The sequence below is a fragment of the Bacteroides mucinivorans genome (genome assembly GCF_034654355.2).
Lineage (GTDB): Bacteria > Bacteroidota > Bacteroidia > Bacteroidales > Bacteroidaceae > Bacteroides > Bacteroides nordii.
Genome location: NZ_CP178179.1, coordinates 2,146,567 through 2,162,167, shown reverse-complemented (window position 1 = coordinate 2,162,167; position 15,601 = coordinate 2,146,567). Strand labels below are relative to the sequence as shown.

General features: G+C 41.6%; 11 protein-coding genes. 3 read left to right on the top strand and 8 right to left on the bottom strand.

Annotated elements, in window-relative coordinates:
- Positions 1-77: 77 nt before the first annotated feature.
- Positions 78-1,202, bottom strand: coding sequence for a DNA polymerase III subunit beta (gene dnaN / locus VCM39_RS07775; RefSeq protein ID WP_221649357.1), 1,125 nt, complete (start codon positions 1,200-1,202; stop codon positions 78-80).
- A gap of 153 nt (positions 1,203-1,355) precedes the next feature.
- On the opposite strand from dnaN, the gene VCM39_RS07770 reads away from it, so the two are divergent.
- On the top strand, positions 1,356-1,727 hold the full coding sequence (locus VCM39_RS07770; RefSeq protein ID WP_221649358.1) for a DUF3127 domain-containing protein: 372 nt from the start codon (positions 1,356-1,358) through the stop codon (positions 1,725-1,727).
- 346 nt (positions 1,728-2,073) lie between these two features.
- On the opposite strand, the gene VCM39_RS07765 is transcribed toward VCM39_RS07770, so the two are convergent.
- The 5 genes from VCM39_RS07765 to VCM39_RS07745 form a co-directional block, all read right to left on the bottom strand.
- Positions 2,074-3,705: a DUF3352 domain-containing protein gene (locus VCM39_RS07765; protein ID WP_221649359.1), complete on the bottom strand. Its 1,632-nt coding sequence runs from the start codon at positions 3,703-3,705 to the stop codon at positions 2,074-2,076.
- Positions 3,706-3,758: 53 nt separating this feature from the next.
- A complete protein-coding gene (locus VCM39_RS07760) occupies positions 3,759-4,526 on the bottom strand; it encodes an MBL fold metallo-hydrolase (RefSeq protein WP_221649360.1) in 768 nt (255 codons plus the stop codon).
- Between the two features lie 48 nt (positions 4,527-4,574).
- Positions 4,575-5,576 carry a UDP-N-acetylmuramate dehydrogenase gene (gene murB / locus VCM39_RS07755; protein WP_221649361.1) on the bottom strand — a complete coding sequence of 334 codons (1,002 nt, stop codon included), beginning with the start codon at positions 5,574-5,576 and terminating at the stop codon, positions 4,575-4,577.
- Positions 5,577-6,191: 615 nt separating this feature from the next.
- Positions 6,192-7,046, bottom strand: a complete 855-nt coding sequence (locus VCM39_RS07750) for a DUF4348 domain-containing protein (protein WP_322933440.1) — start codon at positions 7,044-7,046, stop codon at positions 6,192-6,194.
- Positions 7,046-7,999 carry an NAD-dependent epimerase/dehydratase family protein gene (locus VCM39_RS07745; protein WP_025867600.1) on the bottom strand — a complete coding sequence of 318 codons (954 nt, stop codon included), beginning with the start codon at positions 7,997-7,999 and terminating at the stop codon, positions 7,046-7,048. The genes VCM39_RS07750 and VCM39_RS07745 overlap by 1 nt, the downstream gene beginning before the upstream one ends.
- A gap of 134 nt (positions 8,000-8,133) precedes the next feature.
- Here VCM39_RS07745 and kbl point away from each other — a divergent pair, with 134 nt between their 5' ends.
- The gene (gene kbl / locus VCM39_RS07740; RefSeq protein ID WP_221649363.1) at positions 8,134-9,321 is read left to right on the top strand and encodes a glycine C-acetyltransferase; all 1,188 of its coding nucleotides are present in this window, start codon (positions 8,134-8,136) and stop codon (positions 9,319-9,321) included.
- A 152-nt stretch (positions 9,322-9,473) separates the two neighbouring features.
- Positions 9,474-9,875 (top strand): DUF2721 domain-containing protein, encoded by a 402-nt coding sequence (locus VCM39_RS07735; protein ID WP_002561509.1) that lies wholly within the window; start codon positions 9,474-9,476, stop codon positions 9,873-9,875.
- Positions 9,876-9,913: 38 nt separating this feature from the next.
- Here VCM39_RS07735 and VCM39_RS07730 read toward each other — a convergent pair whose 3' ends face one another.
- Positions 9,914-12,157 (bottom strand): sensor histidine kinase, encoded by a 2,244-nt coding sequence (locus tag VCM39_RS07730; RefSeq protein ID WP_322933441.1) that lies wholly within the window; start codon positions 12,155-12,157, stop codon positions 9,914-9,916.
- A 10-nt stretch (positions 12,158-12,167) separates the two neighbouring features.
- Positions 12,168-15,434, bottom strand: coding sequence for a carboxypeptidase regulatory-like domain-containing protein (locus VCM39_RS07725; RefSeq protein WP_322933442.1), 3,267 nt, complete (start codon positions 15,432-15,434; stop codon positions 12,168-12,170).
- Positions 15,435-15,601: the final 167 nt, after the last annotated feature.

Genomic DNA, 15,601 nt, shown 5'->3' with positions numbered 1-15,601 from the left:
AAATTGAGAGTTGAAAGTCAGCTGCGCTATCATACTGCATAGCAACTTTCAACTCTCAACTTCAACTTTCAACTGAATCAATCGTTCAGCATCATCGGCATGAGTAACATCAACAGGTCTTCATTCTCTTCCTGCTCCACAGGAACAACCACACCGGCACGCGATGGATCTGCCAATTCAACTATGACTTCTTCTGCCGAAATATTATTGAGAATATCAATCAAGAACGTTGATTTAAAACCAATACTCATCGGAGCGCCAGCATATTGACATACCTGAGTTTCTTCTGCAGAAGTAGAGAAATCGATATCCTGTGCGGAAATTACTATTTCGTTCTCCTGGATACGGAGTTTTATCAAACTGCTGGCCTGCGACGAGAAGATTGACACACGACGCAAAGCTCCTATCAGTTGCTGACGGTCTACAGTCACCTTATGCGGGTTATTCTGCGGAATTACTGAGTTATAGTTAGGGTAACGGCCTTCAATAAGACGACATACCATACGATAGTTTTCAAGTGTGAAAACAGCATTGCGTTCGTCAAACTCAATCACTACCATGCCATTTTCTTTCGGCAGCAGATTCTTGAGCAAAGTAGCCGGCTTCTTTGGCAAAATAAAGGCAGCACGCTCATTGCCACGGGCAGCAAGTGTTTTACAACGTACCAATTTGTGCCCATCCGAAGCTACCATTGTAATATCTTCAGTAGTGATATCAAAATAAATACCATTCATCACAGGCCGCAATTCGTCATCTGCAGTAGCAAATACACTGCGATTAATACCACCCAGCAGTATATCTGCACTCATCTCCACCCTAACAGCACTTTCACCCAACGTGGCAGACTGAGGAAATTCATCGGCATTCTGCCCCATAAGGCTATATTTTCCGTTCTGATACTGCACAGTAATTTCAAGAGTTTCGGTATTTACATCGAACGTTAACGGCTGTTCGGGTATCTCCTTTAAAGCATCGAGCAATGTTTTGTTAGCCACTGCAAAGCGACCATTCATATCACTTTCATTGACCTCGACAGAGGTTACCATCGTCGTTTCACTATCAGAAACGGTCACAGACAACGTTCCGTCTTCCAGTTCGAAGAGGAAACAATCCAAAATAGGCAGCGCATTTTTTGAGTTTATCACACGGCTAATAGCCTGTAAATGGCTGAAAAGCGCAGTACTAGAAACGATAAATTTCATATATTTCCGAATGTTTAATTTTTAATTTTATCAATGCACAAAGTTACAAAAAAAGATTGGGGTGCACCAACAAAACGAAAGAAAAAACACCGGGTTGTGCTTTAGATATTCCTAAAAAATTGTAACTTCGCCGCAGAATTTAAATTTATCGCAATGGAATTTACAGGAAAAATTATCGCTATACTCCAGCCCAGAGGCGGAGTTTCTAAAACTGGGAACGAATGGAAATCGCAGGAATATGTTATTGAAAACCACGACCAGTACCCACGTAAAATGTGTTTTGACGTATTTGGTGCTGACAAAATAGAGCAGTTCAATATCCAGATGGGCGAAGAGCTCACCGTATCCTTTGACGTCGATGCACGTCAATGGCAGGATCGTTGGTTCAACAGTATACGTGCATGGAAAGTGGAACGCGTAGCAGCAGGTGCACCCATGGCTCCGGGCGCTCCGGTTCCTCCTCCAGCCCCGACAGCAGCACCCGAGTTTATCGCTGGTGACGCAAAGGATGACCTGCCATTCTAAGAAAAAAAAATTATCAGAGAGCCCTTTTTGTATTATCCCTGGTAAACCCTTACTTTCCTCGGGAGTAAATCCCGCTTTTCTCCCGAGGAAAATTAAGTATTCCCGCACACTTCTCTTGAATGAGTTCTATGCTCTATATCTTTACGCGTGTTATTGCACAAGCACGTTATTAAGACCATACACAACTGATTATTAAAAAAAAGCGACATTAAACTTTAGGATTATTTCTGAGTCATTCTTGATTTTTTTGAACGAAATTCAGAAAGCACCCGGAAATCAGAAGCTTTTAACACAATAATTATCCAGCTAAACGAAGCTTAAAAAGCGCATCTTTATCCCGAAAAAATCAATAGTTCTCACTCCCTTTATATTGCAAAACTACGTTCGGATAAATCTGCCCATCCATACTCGTAAATTGGGCAGAAAGAACAAAATGACGGAAAAAGTCAGGGTTACGGAAGAAAAAACCTGGAACAAGCCTGACATAACTTTCAGGCTGAGCAAACATATTGCCCAAGTCGGCAACAAGCATAAAATTATACACATCAGATAAGCCTGATACACTTTCCTGATACGCAGGCAATTCTTCCAACACTTCTTTTTTATCCAAATGCCCAATGTAACAAGAGAGGCTCTCAGAATCAGGAGCTAACAACAACCGACCATCGTACAAACATGCATAAACATACAATGAAGATTGCGTCACACCAGTCAGTTGTGCAAACAACGTATTACGCGGCAGCACATAGAGGGTATATGCCCGATTAGAAGTATAACAAAAAGTCATAGGAGGTACAGAAGGCGCATCTTCCTCCTTTGGGGTATTCTCTATCAGCGATTTCAACATTCGTTCAGCCTGCACCACATCATCAACAGGCAAACTTGCCACGGCAGCCGGAAAAGTAACAGTATCATTACGGTGAAAAAGACAAGTCATTATATCATGTTTACCATTCTCTTTGAGATAAGACAATAACGCCTCATCACGTGCACTGATATAATCCGAATAAGTAGCTGTAGCATACTCCTGACCACTTGTAAAATCGAACATCGCCTGCAAATCACTTACCGAACGCTGACTGAAAAAGAATGTGGACACCGGAAGAATATCCCCAGGAAAACCCTCCAGCGGTTGTTGCTGACGCAACATGTTCATAAACGTCAGACATGTATCCGTATCATGGCTGATACCCGAGAAATAAATAGCATCTCCATTGAGCTTCATATCAAACTCTGTCCAGCCGCCAAGATCCGTATGCGAGCGGATACCATCAGTCATTTTACCCATATCCAGCGACTCCATGCGAGCATAAATCGTGGCAGCCACATTACTTTTTTTAGCCGCATGTATCTTAGAAAAAGAATCATCTCTAAGTAACGACTTACCTGACAAACGTGCATCAATCACCTGTTCTATCAATTTCTTCTGATAACTGACAGCTAAAAAACCGGAAGTAACATAACAAGCCAGAAAATCATCGTCCGGCAAAGGATAGATACGTATCTCCTCTCCTTTATAATCAAACAATTTGGAAGGAAATGTACTCGAACAATATTTTTTGATGAATTTTTCCACCAATTCATAATCCCCCGAACCAAGAGCACAATAGAGTACCTGATTACGATCGTTATCCGGCTCATGAAAACTAAGCAACATTTTACTCATCTGCCTGCTCAGCCCATGGGGAGTATCCTCGAGAAGCGTATAAAGATGCAGTTTAAGATAAGAGAAAATTTTAGAAATATACAAATAATTATTATCCCGACTACAGTTCAGTTCATTAATTTCCTGTACCAGGGTACACATGTCATCTGTCTCAAAAACAACTGTTGCCGTAGGCGGTACAAGTGTATAAAGTTCAAAGTCCTCCTTATTTTCTGCTGCCGACAACTTGAAAAATGAGAACACAACAAAACCTGTACACAAAAGCGCAACAGAAGTGGTAATTGCTATTTTGACGAAGGTACGAAGTTTCATAATATTGCTTCTTTTACCGACTGCAGGCAAAAATAAGGATTTCCGTTAAAGAATCAAAACTTTTGCGAAAATATTTCTGTTCCGTCCGATGCAAAGTGCACATGGGGAGGCAGTTGTTTTTCAACTTCCGCCTGAAGCCCTATGTGATGGCTCATATGAATGAAATAAGTTTCTTTAGCTCCAATCCTCCGCGCAGTGTCAAGGGCTTCTGCCAGGTTCTGATGCGTTGGATGAGGAGCAATCCGCAGCGCATTTACCACCAGAACATCAAGCTGGCGTAATTGTTCATAAGATACATCAGGCATTGTCAGCATATCAGTAATATACCCTATATTCCCAATGCGATACCCCAGAATAGGAAGCCTGCCGTGCATTACACGCAAAGGGGTTACCGGGATATGATTAATCAAAAAAGTACGATTTTCTTCAATCTCCTGCAACGGAATATTGGGAACTCCGGGATAACTATGATCCACAAAACAGTAAGGCATACGGGTACGCAGACGTTCCGCCGTATGTGGCTCAGCATAAATAGGTACTTCACCAAAACGGCAAAAAGGCCGCAAATCATCCAAACCACCTACATGATCGTAATGTTCGTGAGTGATAAGTACTCCATCTATCTTCTTAAAGGGAAGTCCGAGCACCTGAGTCCGGAAATCCGGGCCACAATCAATAAGTATACGCGTATCGTCTGTTTCAATAAGAGCAGAAGCACGCAGTCGGTGATCACGAGGATCAGAAGAAGTGCAGACAGGACAAGTACAACCTATCTCAGGCACTCCTGTAGAAGTACCGCTTCCTAATATTGTTATCTTCATGAGTTATAATTTATGATTGATGAATTATGAGCTGCATAGCATAATTCATTAAACAAAGTTTACTTCCGGATGAATGTCAATCCCGAACTTTTCGCGTACGGAAGCCCGTACCGCATCTGAAAGCGCAATAATGTCACTACCTTTTGCACCGCCACAATTCACTAACACCAATGCTTGTTTATCATGTACAGCAGCCGGTCCTAATGCTTTTCCCTTCCAGCCGCACTGGTCTATCATCCATCCGGCAGGAATTTTCACCCTTCCGTCTGCCAATTCATAGAATGGCATACGCGGATATTCCTGTTGCAAAGCTTCAAATTGCTTTCGGGGAACAATAGGATTCATAAAGAAGCTACCGGCATTACCCATTACTTTCGGATCGGGCAATTTACTCTTACGAATATCGATAATCACACGGCGTACTATTGGCAATGTCACCGCCGGATACTTCTCCAACTCCTGACGAATTGTGCCATAGTCCAATGTATAATGCTCTTGTTTACTCAGACAGAAACATACATGAGTAACGAAAACATCTTTCATTTCCGCACGCTTAAAGATACTATCACGATAAGCATACTGGCATTCATCTACGCTATAAACACGCTGCTCCCCTTCTATGTTCATTGTCACCACAGCCGTAATCAGGTCTTTTACCTCTACACCATAAGCCCCGATATTCTGCACAGCACTTGCCCCCACTTCACCGGGAATCAATGAAAGATTTTCGGCTCCATACCATCCCCTGGCAACACATTCGGCAACAAAATCATCCCACTGTACACCGGCACCTACCCGTACCCGTACTTCCTGCTCATTCTCATCGAGAATTTCCAGTCCATCAATGAGGGAATGAAGAATTGTACCCGGATAATCTTTGGTAAAAAGCAAATTACTTCCACCACCAATATGTAAATAGGGTTTAACAATCAGCCCCTGAAGTATCAGTTCACGGAGTTCATCCACAGAAGAATATTCCAATAAACAGGCGGCTTTCACATCAATGCCAAATGTATTGTGAGATAAAAGAGAGCAATTTTTTTGTTTCATAATTTAACCAATTATTCAATATAATAAAAGAATATACCGACTATATTCCTCTTATCTGTTGTGCCGCAAAATTAATGAAATTATTCTTTCTTTTGCCTTGATACAAAAGAAAGACAGAATAACCACACAAAATATTAAGTTCAAAACTGATGGAAAGGGACTAAATAGCTTTTTTTCTTAAAAAGGAACATTCCTTTTCCCGGTGCGCAGTCTTGTTTTAGATGTACATGTAAAGCTGCATGAGATGTGCATGTCGTACTGTCCCACATGCGCATGTCGTACCGCTTTACATGTACATCTAAAACAACGTTACACACCGAGGCTTCATACGTTGCTCCACGAGAAGGGGCTTTATCAATACCGGAGAAAGGGATGGATAGTTATGGCAGACAACATTTAGCATAAACGGATCAGAAATAAGGGAAATTCACCACAGAGTAACACAGAGTTCCACAGAGTAGTATCTATCTGATGGAACGCGGATTAACACAGGATTAACGCAGATTAAAAGACTGTAGTTCTTTATCATCATTTGTTTCCCTTTGCGAAAAACTACGTTCATCTACGTTTTGACGATGTAGCATCGCCTGTCGCACCTCCCTGTGCGGGAAGCACTCAAATACTCACATCCTCAAACTTATACAGTTCCCACTCTCCGCTATTTTCTTTCCTTTTGAAATAGAGAATATTAGAAAGTCCGTTTCCTATTCCCTTCAGGGCAAGAACTTTAGTAGAAGAATTATTAGTATTCTTTTGTCCGTAATTAATATTCGACAATCTATCGGTAGGTAATGTCGGTTTGAAGGCAAACCACTGGTTAAGATCAAGGGTTGTTTCCAAAACAGAAAAATCATCGTCCGGATCAGTAGTTACAAACATCAAGGGCTGACGTACACGACGACATTGAAAAAGACTATCCGTTGCAAAACGTCCGAAGAATTCTACAAAATCCTCAGTATCCCCTTTCTCTACAGGACGCAGATTAATAGCTTCCAGCATCCATGCTCCCTTCACCCGCTCGAAATAATACTTCTTCACCATGTGAGTACGGATAAAGATCCATTCTACCTGCACGGAAGTAAGCGCAGTATCGCCTACCAGATCCATATCTTCCTCGCTATCAAAAAGTAAAGTGTAATAGCTCTGCTTTGTAAACAGATCATCATGTTTCCAGTACTTCTTTTCAATTTTTGAAGGTTCATCTCCGTTATAATAAGCCAACGGAAACTTTACGCGCTGCTGCTGCAACTCGTCATCGGAAGCAAAATTATAAATAAAGTCATCGAATGATTCGTCAGCCTCTATCGGCTTCGGTCCCTCTGATGTCTTTGATTGGTGGAGCGTATCAGCTCTGTGAAGAGCCGAGTCCACCTCATTTGTAAGTGATGCGAAGGGGTCAAGATTCGCTCTCTTGTTTCCACAAGAAGCAAGAAGAGCGAGGGCAACAGCCCCCGCAATAAGTTTTTTCATTATTTCAGTTTAGCTCTTAATTTTTCAAGCATATCCACTGTCATACTTTCCAAATCATAAGCCGGTTTCCACCCCCACTCTTCACGAGCGCAGGTATCATCCAGGCTATCGGGCCAACTATCGGCAATACGCTGTTTCAAAGGATCTACCTGATAGATCATTTTGAAATCGGGCACATGCCTACGGATGGCTTCGTAAATTGCCTCCGGATCAAAACTCATGGAAGCAATATTGAAAGCATTACGGTGAATCAGTTTCTCCGGATCAGCTTCCATCAGCGAGATGGCAGCATTCAAAGCATCCGGCATATACATCATATCCATCAACGTACCTTTGGCGATAGGACATACAAAGGTTTCACCTTTTACGGCAGAATAATATATATCAACAGCATAATCCGTTGTTCCGCCACCCGGAGGGGTCACATTGGAAATAATTCCGGGGAAACGAACTGCACGGGTATCTACTCCGTATTTATTATGGTAATAGTCACTCAACAACTCAGTAGTCACCTTGGAAATGCCATACATCGTACGCGGACGCTGAATGGTGTCCTGCGGCGTTTTCGTGTGTGGTGTATCTGCTCCGAACGATCCGATAGAACTCGGTGTAAACACCGCACATCCATGGATACGCGCTGTTTCAAGTACATTCCACAAACCATCAATACCTATTTTCCAGGCAAGCTTTGGTTTTGACTCAGCTACAACAGACAACAAGGCCGCAAGGTTGTATATTGTGTCAATATTATATTCTTTTACTACGGACTCAATCATTTCGGCGTTCGTTACATCAACTACTGCCGCGGGGCCCGATTCTTTCAATTCTCCTTTAGGTTCTGCACCGGGAATATATCCGGCTACAACGTTCTCATTTCCATAGCGATTACGCAGTTCCATCGTGAGCTCCGAACCAATCTGCCCGGTAGCTCCAATTACCAAAATATTTTTCATTCTTCCAACTTATAGGGTATATTAAGCTAAATGGTGCGCAAAGTAAGCACTTTTTTTTCACTTTTATAGCAAATAGTCATTGTAATTTGGAGAAAAATAATGTCCTTTGCATAGAAACTAAAACTCCAAACGCTATGTACGGTAAAATGAAAGAACACCTCAGCAATACACTTGCTGAAATTAAAGAAGCCGGACTCTATAAAGAAGAACGACTCATTGAAAGTGCACAACAAGCAGCGATCACTGTAAAAGGAAAAGAAGTACTGAACTTTTGTGCTAATAACTATCTGGGACTCTCCAATAATCCCCGTTTGATAGAGGGAGCAAAGAAGATGATGGACCGTCGCGGATATGGTATGTCATCCGTCCGTTTTATCTGTGGGACCCAGGATATTCACAAAGAACTGGAAGCTGCAATCTCTGACTATTTCCGGACAGAAGATACAATTTTATATGCCGCTTGTTTTGATGCCAACGGCGGTGTTTTCGAGCCATTATTCACAGAAGAAGACGCTATTATTTCGGATTCACTGAATCATGCTTCTATTATAGACGGTGTACGCCTCTGTAAAGCTAAACGTTATCGCTATGCCAATGCTGATATGGAGGAACTGGAAAAGTGTCTTCAGGAAGCTCAGGCACAACGGTTCCGCATTATAGTGACAGACGGTGTATTCTCAATGGATGGCAATGTGGCCCCTATGGATAAAATTTGTGATCTCGCCGAGAAATACGACGCACTGGTAATGGTAGATGAATCTCACTCGGCCGGTGTGGTAGGTGCAACAGGTCATGGTGTGAGCGAACTCTACAAGACCTACGGACGTGTGGACATTTATACCGGTACATTGGGCAAAGCTTTTGGCGGTGCACTGGGAGGATTCACCACAGGACGTAAAGAGATTATCGACCTATTGCGCCAACGCAGTCGCCCCTATCTGTTCTCTAACTCATTGGCTCCGGGCATTATCGGTGCAAGTCTTGAAGTATTCAAAATGCTGAAAGAAAGTAATGCGTTACACGATAAACTGGTAGAGAACGTCAACTACTTCCGTGACAAAATGATGGCTGCCGGATTTGACATAAAACCGACACAGAGCGCAATCTGTGCAGTTATGTTGTATGATGCCAAACTTTCTCAAGATTACGCTGCCCGCATGCTCGAAGAAGGTATTTATGTGACAGGGTTCTACTATCCGGTAGTTCCGAAAGAACAGGCACGCATTCGCGTACAAATTTCTGCAGGACATGACAAAGAGCACCTGGACAAGTGTATCAATGCCTTCATTAAAGTAGGCAAAGAACTTGGCGTGCTGAAATGATCTTTAAATAAGTAATTAAGAGTAGTCAAGTAGTAAGTAGACGATAGCCCGGTTTCTGTGATTCAGATACTCAATCACTATCGTCTACTTACTACTTGACTACTTACTACTCTCTCATCTACTCTCAACCACATACCACTAAAAAAAACATTATGGAAGAACTTACACTCACAACGCCTGCCCTACTCTTTTCGGCAGTTTCACTTATCCTGTTAGCATACACGAATCGTTTTCTGTCGTATGCCCAACTGGTACGCCAATTGCGTGATCGTTATATGGAAAATCCTACCGACATCACCGTTGCACAAATTGAGAATCTGCGCAAACGTCTCAACCTAACCCGTACCATGCAAGGGCTGGGCATTGCAAGTCTGTTCTTTTGTGTTGTCAGCATGTTTCTTATCTATATCGGACTGCAATTACTATCTGCCTACGTGTTCGGACTGGCACTACTCTTGCTGATAGCTTCATTGGGAGTTTCTTTCCGGGAAATACAAATATCTACCCGTTCACTGGAGATCTACCTGAGCACAATGGAAAAAAAGATAAATTGACCAAAGTATGAACCGACAGCGGTCTTAGAAATCACAATTTAAGATACAACGTGACAGGGAAGTACCACTGTAAACCGGCTTCCCTTAGACGGTTCGGACCAAAGTTCAATGCTCCCACCGGACTTCTCAACAATCAACTGGCAAATGGATAATCCAAGCCCCGTCCCCTGTGCAAATTCATCCTGTTTATAGAACCGACTGAAAATAATACGTTGCTCTTCCACAGGGATACCAATACCGGTATCCTCCACATAGATACGTACCTGATTTTCTTCGGGTACATAGCGATACCCCAGCTTAATATATCCTTCTTTTGTGAATTTAGACGCATTGTTCAGAAAGTTAGTCAGCACTTGCGTCAGACGATCCTGGTCCACTTCTATTTCCATCGGAATATCATCCATCTCTTCTATAAACTCCAATTGAGCAGGAATCAATACCTTATGGGTAGTGTAAACCCTATTAACCAACTCAGATATCTGGCATTTGCTCTCCTGAAAAGTCATATTCCCCGACTCAATACGCGACAGTTCGAGAATATCATTAATAAGCTTTAGCAGCAACTCGCTATTCCGGTTAATAGTATCTATATATTCCATTTTATCTGATTCTTCCAAATCATCATCCATAGCCAGAATATTTGAAAAGCCAACAATCGCGTTGAGAGGTGTACGTATCTCATGGCTCATATTTGCCAGAAACGACTGTTTAAGCTCTGCCTTTTCAGCCAGACGACGCGCATCCTCCAGCTCTTGTTCACGGTCTTTAATGGTTTGAATATTTAATAGTAAACCAGCGGTTTTAGTCTGCCCGGAAACCGAATAAGAAGTTGTATAACGAAACTCCCACCATTGGTAACCCTGCCCGTCAAAATCACACTTTAACTGTACAATCTTCTTTTTTGCCAATGGCAAACTCTCCCGGTTCAACTCAAACTTATTACGCTGTTCCGGATGAACATAACTCTCCAATTCATCGATTGTTAACTTTCGGGGTAGTCCGTTTATAGATTTCCAAAAAGCATTTTCAAGTACAATACATTCATCCTGTAATTTCCAGGCATATGTATTCCCTCCCTCAATAGACAGTGCCAGCGTTTCTTTCTCGTCTGCTAAAGCATAAAGAGCCATTTTCTTTCGTTTCTGTTCACGCAGATAAAGAAACATCAACAAGCTGAATATACTAAACAGCAAAATGAAAACAAGTACCATCAATGCAGTCCAGATTCCTTTATACTGTTCTTTGAAAGGCATATTGATAAAGTGATACTTCTCCGGAATCCTTTCCTTATCCCACTGCAACTGCTTCAGTACCTGCCAGTCTATCAAAAACTCTTTCTTACTCTCACATACAGGTATATCTGCCGGGGAAGCTCCTTTAAGAATACGAACAGCAACCTTTACTTCCTCATTTGCTTGTACAGTTATCGGAGTGATATATCCTCCCAGTAATCTCTCACCATATCCAAATGCCTCATTAATCACCGTCATCCCGGGACTGGCTGAAACATTTCCCATATTTACCGTCGTAAAATCACGCTTCAACTGCACATAACATCCATTAGGGACATATTTGCTAAGACTCCATATAAGCGCACCTCCATAAGAATTACTACCTCTCGCAGCCATTGCATTGAAAGGTGTATAGCCTTCTTTCTTAACTAATGAATCTCTTTTTGCATTATTATATTCGGGATGGACTATACCCGTTACCTTTTCGTCTTTCAGCTGCTCCTTCATATCATCCCGTATAGCCCTGTCAAGAAAAGTTTTGTCTAATATTGCAAAAGGACGTACATTTTCTCCAAACAATTCTTTCGCAACATGAAAATTCGTCCTGTAATCTATCTTATCATAAAATCCTGTCACATTAGGATATTGTTTTATCAACTCCCAGTTCGGATAATTAACACCGGCAAACACTATCGGAACCTCCTTTACCAAAGGATGTCCACACTTCAATAATGAGTAGGTAGCCTGATCCTCATTCACCAAGATTACTTCCGGTTTCCAATCCTTTAATGAACTAAGTAATCTTCTCATTCTCTCCAGTTCAGGCTGCTCCTGATAGCTCTCGCAATCCAGGTAGAGTGTCCTTATATCCGAATCAATGGCTAATTTATGAAAATCTTCCTCTATCAAACGATTAAAATCAGGATAGGCAGCATAGCTAAATTCATAGGCATGAACAACCAGTATACGATGTGTATCTTTCTCTGAACACCCAGTAACAGATAACAGCAAAAAAAGCAAATATGTAAGTTTAAGAAATTTCTTATACATGTATTTTTTACTAATTAAAGATATAACGTATACCAAACTGAAGCTGCCAGCAATTACCGGATAAACGATTGGACATAAACGTTTCCGAAGGTAATGTAACGATTCCGTCATTCGACTGTGTCACCATAGTATAAACCGGCTCATTTGCAGAATTTACTCCCCTAAAGTTCAACAATTTATTAGTTCTGACACTCTTTGACACTCCCCAGGAACTATTCAACAAATTACCAATATTCATGATGTCTACACTAAACTGTAAAGTATTCATTGTCTTCCCGGCTTTTACCCGGAAGTCCTGCGTGAGACGTAAGTCGATACGATTAACCCAAGGCAAAAATGCTCCGTTTGTTTCAGCATATTCTCCTTTATGTTTTTTAAGATAAGGGTCCTGATTTACAAAAGTCCAAAAGGCATCCCGTTGTTCTTCGGCTGTAAATGTGCGATCCCCTACTTTCTGGTCCTGAAAGTTCAGTTCTGTTGAATTGGACGGAATATACATCAAATCAAATATATAACCGTCATTATTCATATCATTATCGTACAGATAAGAATAAGAACCTTCACGTTGTCCGGTATAGAAAATAGAAACAGACGTTACATAATTATGTGCATACCGTATAGCATACGATGCTTCTGCTATCAACCGATGAGGAGAATACAGATAGGAAGCATTATGTAAAGCCAGGTAGTTGGCTCCCTGTACAGAAGCTTCCTGTTTCCAAGCCCCATCTATCTGATTACTCTGATTATTGGAAAGTGTACGTGAACAAGTGTAGGTGTAAGATGCCATCAGATTCAGCCCTTTTACCGGCATCATATGCAATGTAGCACTCAGGTTGTAACTATATCCTTTATGCGTATTCGTCATCAACATAGCATCCGTAATTTCCGGATGAATGTATTTTTCATCATTTCCCGGATAACGATAACGTTTGTCAGGACCTGAAAAAGTAGACATCTTTGGGTCATCCAAAGCTATCACATTAACATTCTGCTGTAAAATGGCATTGATATCCTTGATGAAAGTTCCTTCCAAAGTCATATCTGCCTTAAAGGGTAATAACAACTGATAGTCCAAGGCCAGTGATGTTTTCCATACCTGAGGCATCTTGAAATTACGGTCGATTGTAATAATATTGTTTACAGCTCCAGGTTCCGTCGGGAAACGGTCAGGAAATTGAGGAGCTATTTCCTGTAACACTTGTTGGGGCATACGAATACTTCCGGCCAGAGCAGTAAGCAAAGGGTCTCCCACAGTGGTTGTCGAAACCGTTGTCTGCAGTATACCACTTCCTTCCTGCATCTTTGAAAGGAAAATTAAAGGAAACCGACCGGTAAAAAGCCCTGTACCTCCACGCAGTTTGAGCCGGCTATCACCCAACAAATCATAATTAATACCCACTCTCGGAGAAATGAGCGGAGTGGCTTTAGGCCAGCTACCAGTACTCAATGTCTTTCCGTTAAAATCATATCCGGTAATAGAAGGATTCTCATATCGCTTATTTACATAGAAAGGAACATCCATACGGACACCATACACAAGTTTCAGACGGGAAGATACATTATAATCATCCTGTGCATATACTGAAAACTGATTGTAATGTACAGCCGATAATGCACGATCTTCTCCTGTCAGTGAATAGGTCATTGCAAAAGCAATCGGAGCCATCCGGTTAATAAAGTCATCATAGCTGGCATACCGGTAATATCCCGCTCCATAACGCATGTAGCAGTTGGATACATTTTGTGACTCAAAGCTAAGTCCAGCACCTAAATTATGCGCCCCTAGCTGCGTAGAAAAATGATCGGTAACAGCCCATACTTTTTCTGTAATACCATTTCTCCATGCATGCTGATCGTAACCGGCATTCATAAAAGCACGGTTTATCCCTCCTTCGTCAGGCTTCATAATATCTACTGTCGGGAAGTCTCCGTTACATTTACGTTTGTTGCCGTCATTAAAAGTATAGCTTACCAATAGTTTATTATTCATCATCATCCCCAACCGGCTATTCAATTCGGCTGTCAAAGAGTTCACATTATTCGACTGCTTCCAAGTAGAATTTCGGAAGGTCATAGAGTAACGGCCCACCGGAGCCCCATTTATATTTAAAGCTGCGCCCACTACATTATTATCTTTCTGCTGGGAAGTATAGTTATAACGTACCATGAGTTTATGGCGTTCTGAAATATTCCAGTCCATACGCGCCATTGCACGGTAAGTATTTGTTCCTCCGCTAAAGTCGGTCCATGAACCTGTATCATAACCGTACATTGTTTTCAAGTCATTGGAAAAGCGACGCATGTCCGCGTCGGTAACACGCGATATCAAATGCTCAACATCTTCGGTTCCATCAGCAGAAAGTTTCCATTTATGCATTGGCTTCGGTTCATTCTCATACTCTCCATTGACAAAAAAGAAAAGCCGGTTCTTCACAATTGGCCCTCCCAGAGTAAAGCCATAGATATTGCGTCGCTCTTCAGCACGTTCACCCAAATCTTCTCCATTCACCTCATTCCCACGGAGATTCTCGTTCTTAACATACATATACCCAGAACCACGAAACTGATTCGTACCACTCTTGGTCACAGCATTGACAGATGCTCCGATAAAATTAGTCTGCCGCACATCATAAGGAGCAATACTCACCTGGATTTCATCCAATGCATCTATGGAAATCGGATTACCACCTCCCGGTAAGACAGCTCCATCCAGTCCCATAGTGTTATTAAAGTTTGCTCCATCAATACTATAATTATTCATTCTCTGATCCCGTCCTCCAAAGCCACTACCACTGGCATAAGGTGATAGTTTTGTAATATCACTCAAACTACGGTTAATGGTTGGCAACCGATTGATATCCTCAATAGTTATATGTGTGGAAGCACCTGTTTTCTCTCCGGCAAACTTTGAAGACGTTCCTACGACCACCACCTCATCCAATTCTGTCGATGAACTCAGCAAAGCATTACATGAGTAATTCTCAGCCAACCTCAAATAGATATCAGTAAATACAGCTCTGCGATGACCAACATAAGATATTTCAATCCGATAAGGCCCACCGATACGCATTCCCTGCAATTGATAATTCCCCTGAAGATTAGTGATAGTTCCATATTGAGTTCCCGAAGGCTCATGAATAGCCATAACAACAGCACCAGGTAGCGGTTCTTTATTTTCATCTGATACAAGACCACTCACAGAAGAGGTGGTAACCTGAGCATAACTCACTGTATAGCAAAATAAACAGCAAATTAGAAATATTATTTTGTTCATGCTTTCCACTTTATAAAAAAGATAAACGATCTTTTATCTTCTTTATGATAATTGGAGCAAAGATAGATAAATTTTGTAAAAATATGGGGGCTTACATTAAAAAAATCTTATTATTCCTATACAAAGAAAATATCGGATAACAAACAAACATTTTTCTTACATAAAAA

Excerpts from the sequence above, each read along its gene's own strand:
- VCM39_RS07760 (WP_221649360.1), bottom strand. The coding sequence starts at position 4,526 with ATGAAGATAACAATATTAGGAAGCGGTACTTCTACAGGAGTGCCTGAG.
- VCM39_RS07750 (WP_322933440.1), bottom strand. The coding sequence starts at position 7,046 with ATGAAAAAACTTATTGCGGGGGCTGTTGCCCTCGCTCTTCTTGCTTCT.
- murB (WP_221649361.1), bottom strand. The coding sequence starts at position 5,576 with ATGAAACAAAAAAATTGCTCTCTTTTATCTCACAATACATTTGGCATT.
- VCM39_RS07770 (WP_221649358.1), top strand. The coding sequence starts at position 1,356 with ATGGAATTTACAGGAAAAATTATCGCTATACTCCAGCCCAGAGGCGGA.
- VCM39_RS07730 (WP_322933441.1), bottom strand. The coding sequence starts at position 12,157 with ATGTATAAGAAATTTCTTAAACTTACATATTTGCTTTTTTTGCTGTTA.
- VCM39_RS07725 (WP_322933442.1), bottom strand. The coding sequence starts at position 15,434 with ATGAACAAAATAATATTTCTAATTTGCTGTTTATTTTGCTATACAGTG.
- VCM39_RS07735 (WP_002561509.1), top strand. The coding sequence starts at position 9,474 with ATGGAAGAACTTACACTCACAACGCCTGCCCTACTCTTTTCGGCAGTT.
- dnaN (WP_221649357.1), bottom strand. The coding sequence starts at position 1,202 with ATGAAATTTATCGTTTCTAGTACTGCGCTTTTCAGCCATTTACAGGCT.
- VCM39_RS07765 (WP_221649359.1), bottom strand. The coding sequence starts at position 3,705 with ATGAAACTTCGTACCTTCGTCAAAATAGCAATTACCACTTCTGTTGCG.
- kbl (WP_221649363.1), top strand. The coding sequence starts at position 8,134 with ATGTACGGTAAAATGAAAGAACACCTCAGCAATACACTTGCTGAAATT.
- VCM39_RS07745 (WP_025867600.1), bottom strand. The coding sequence starts at position 7,999 with ATGAAAAATATTTTGGTAATTGGAGCTACCGGGCAGATTGGTTCGGAG.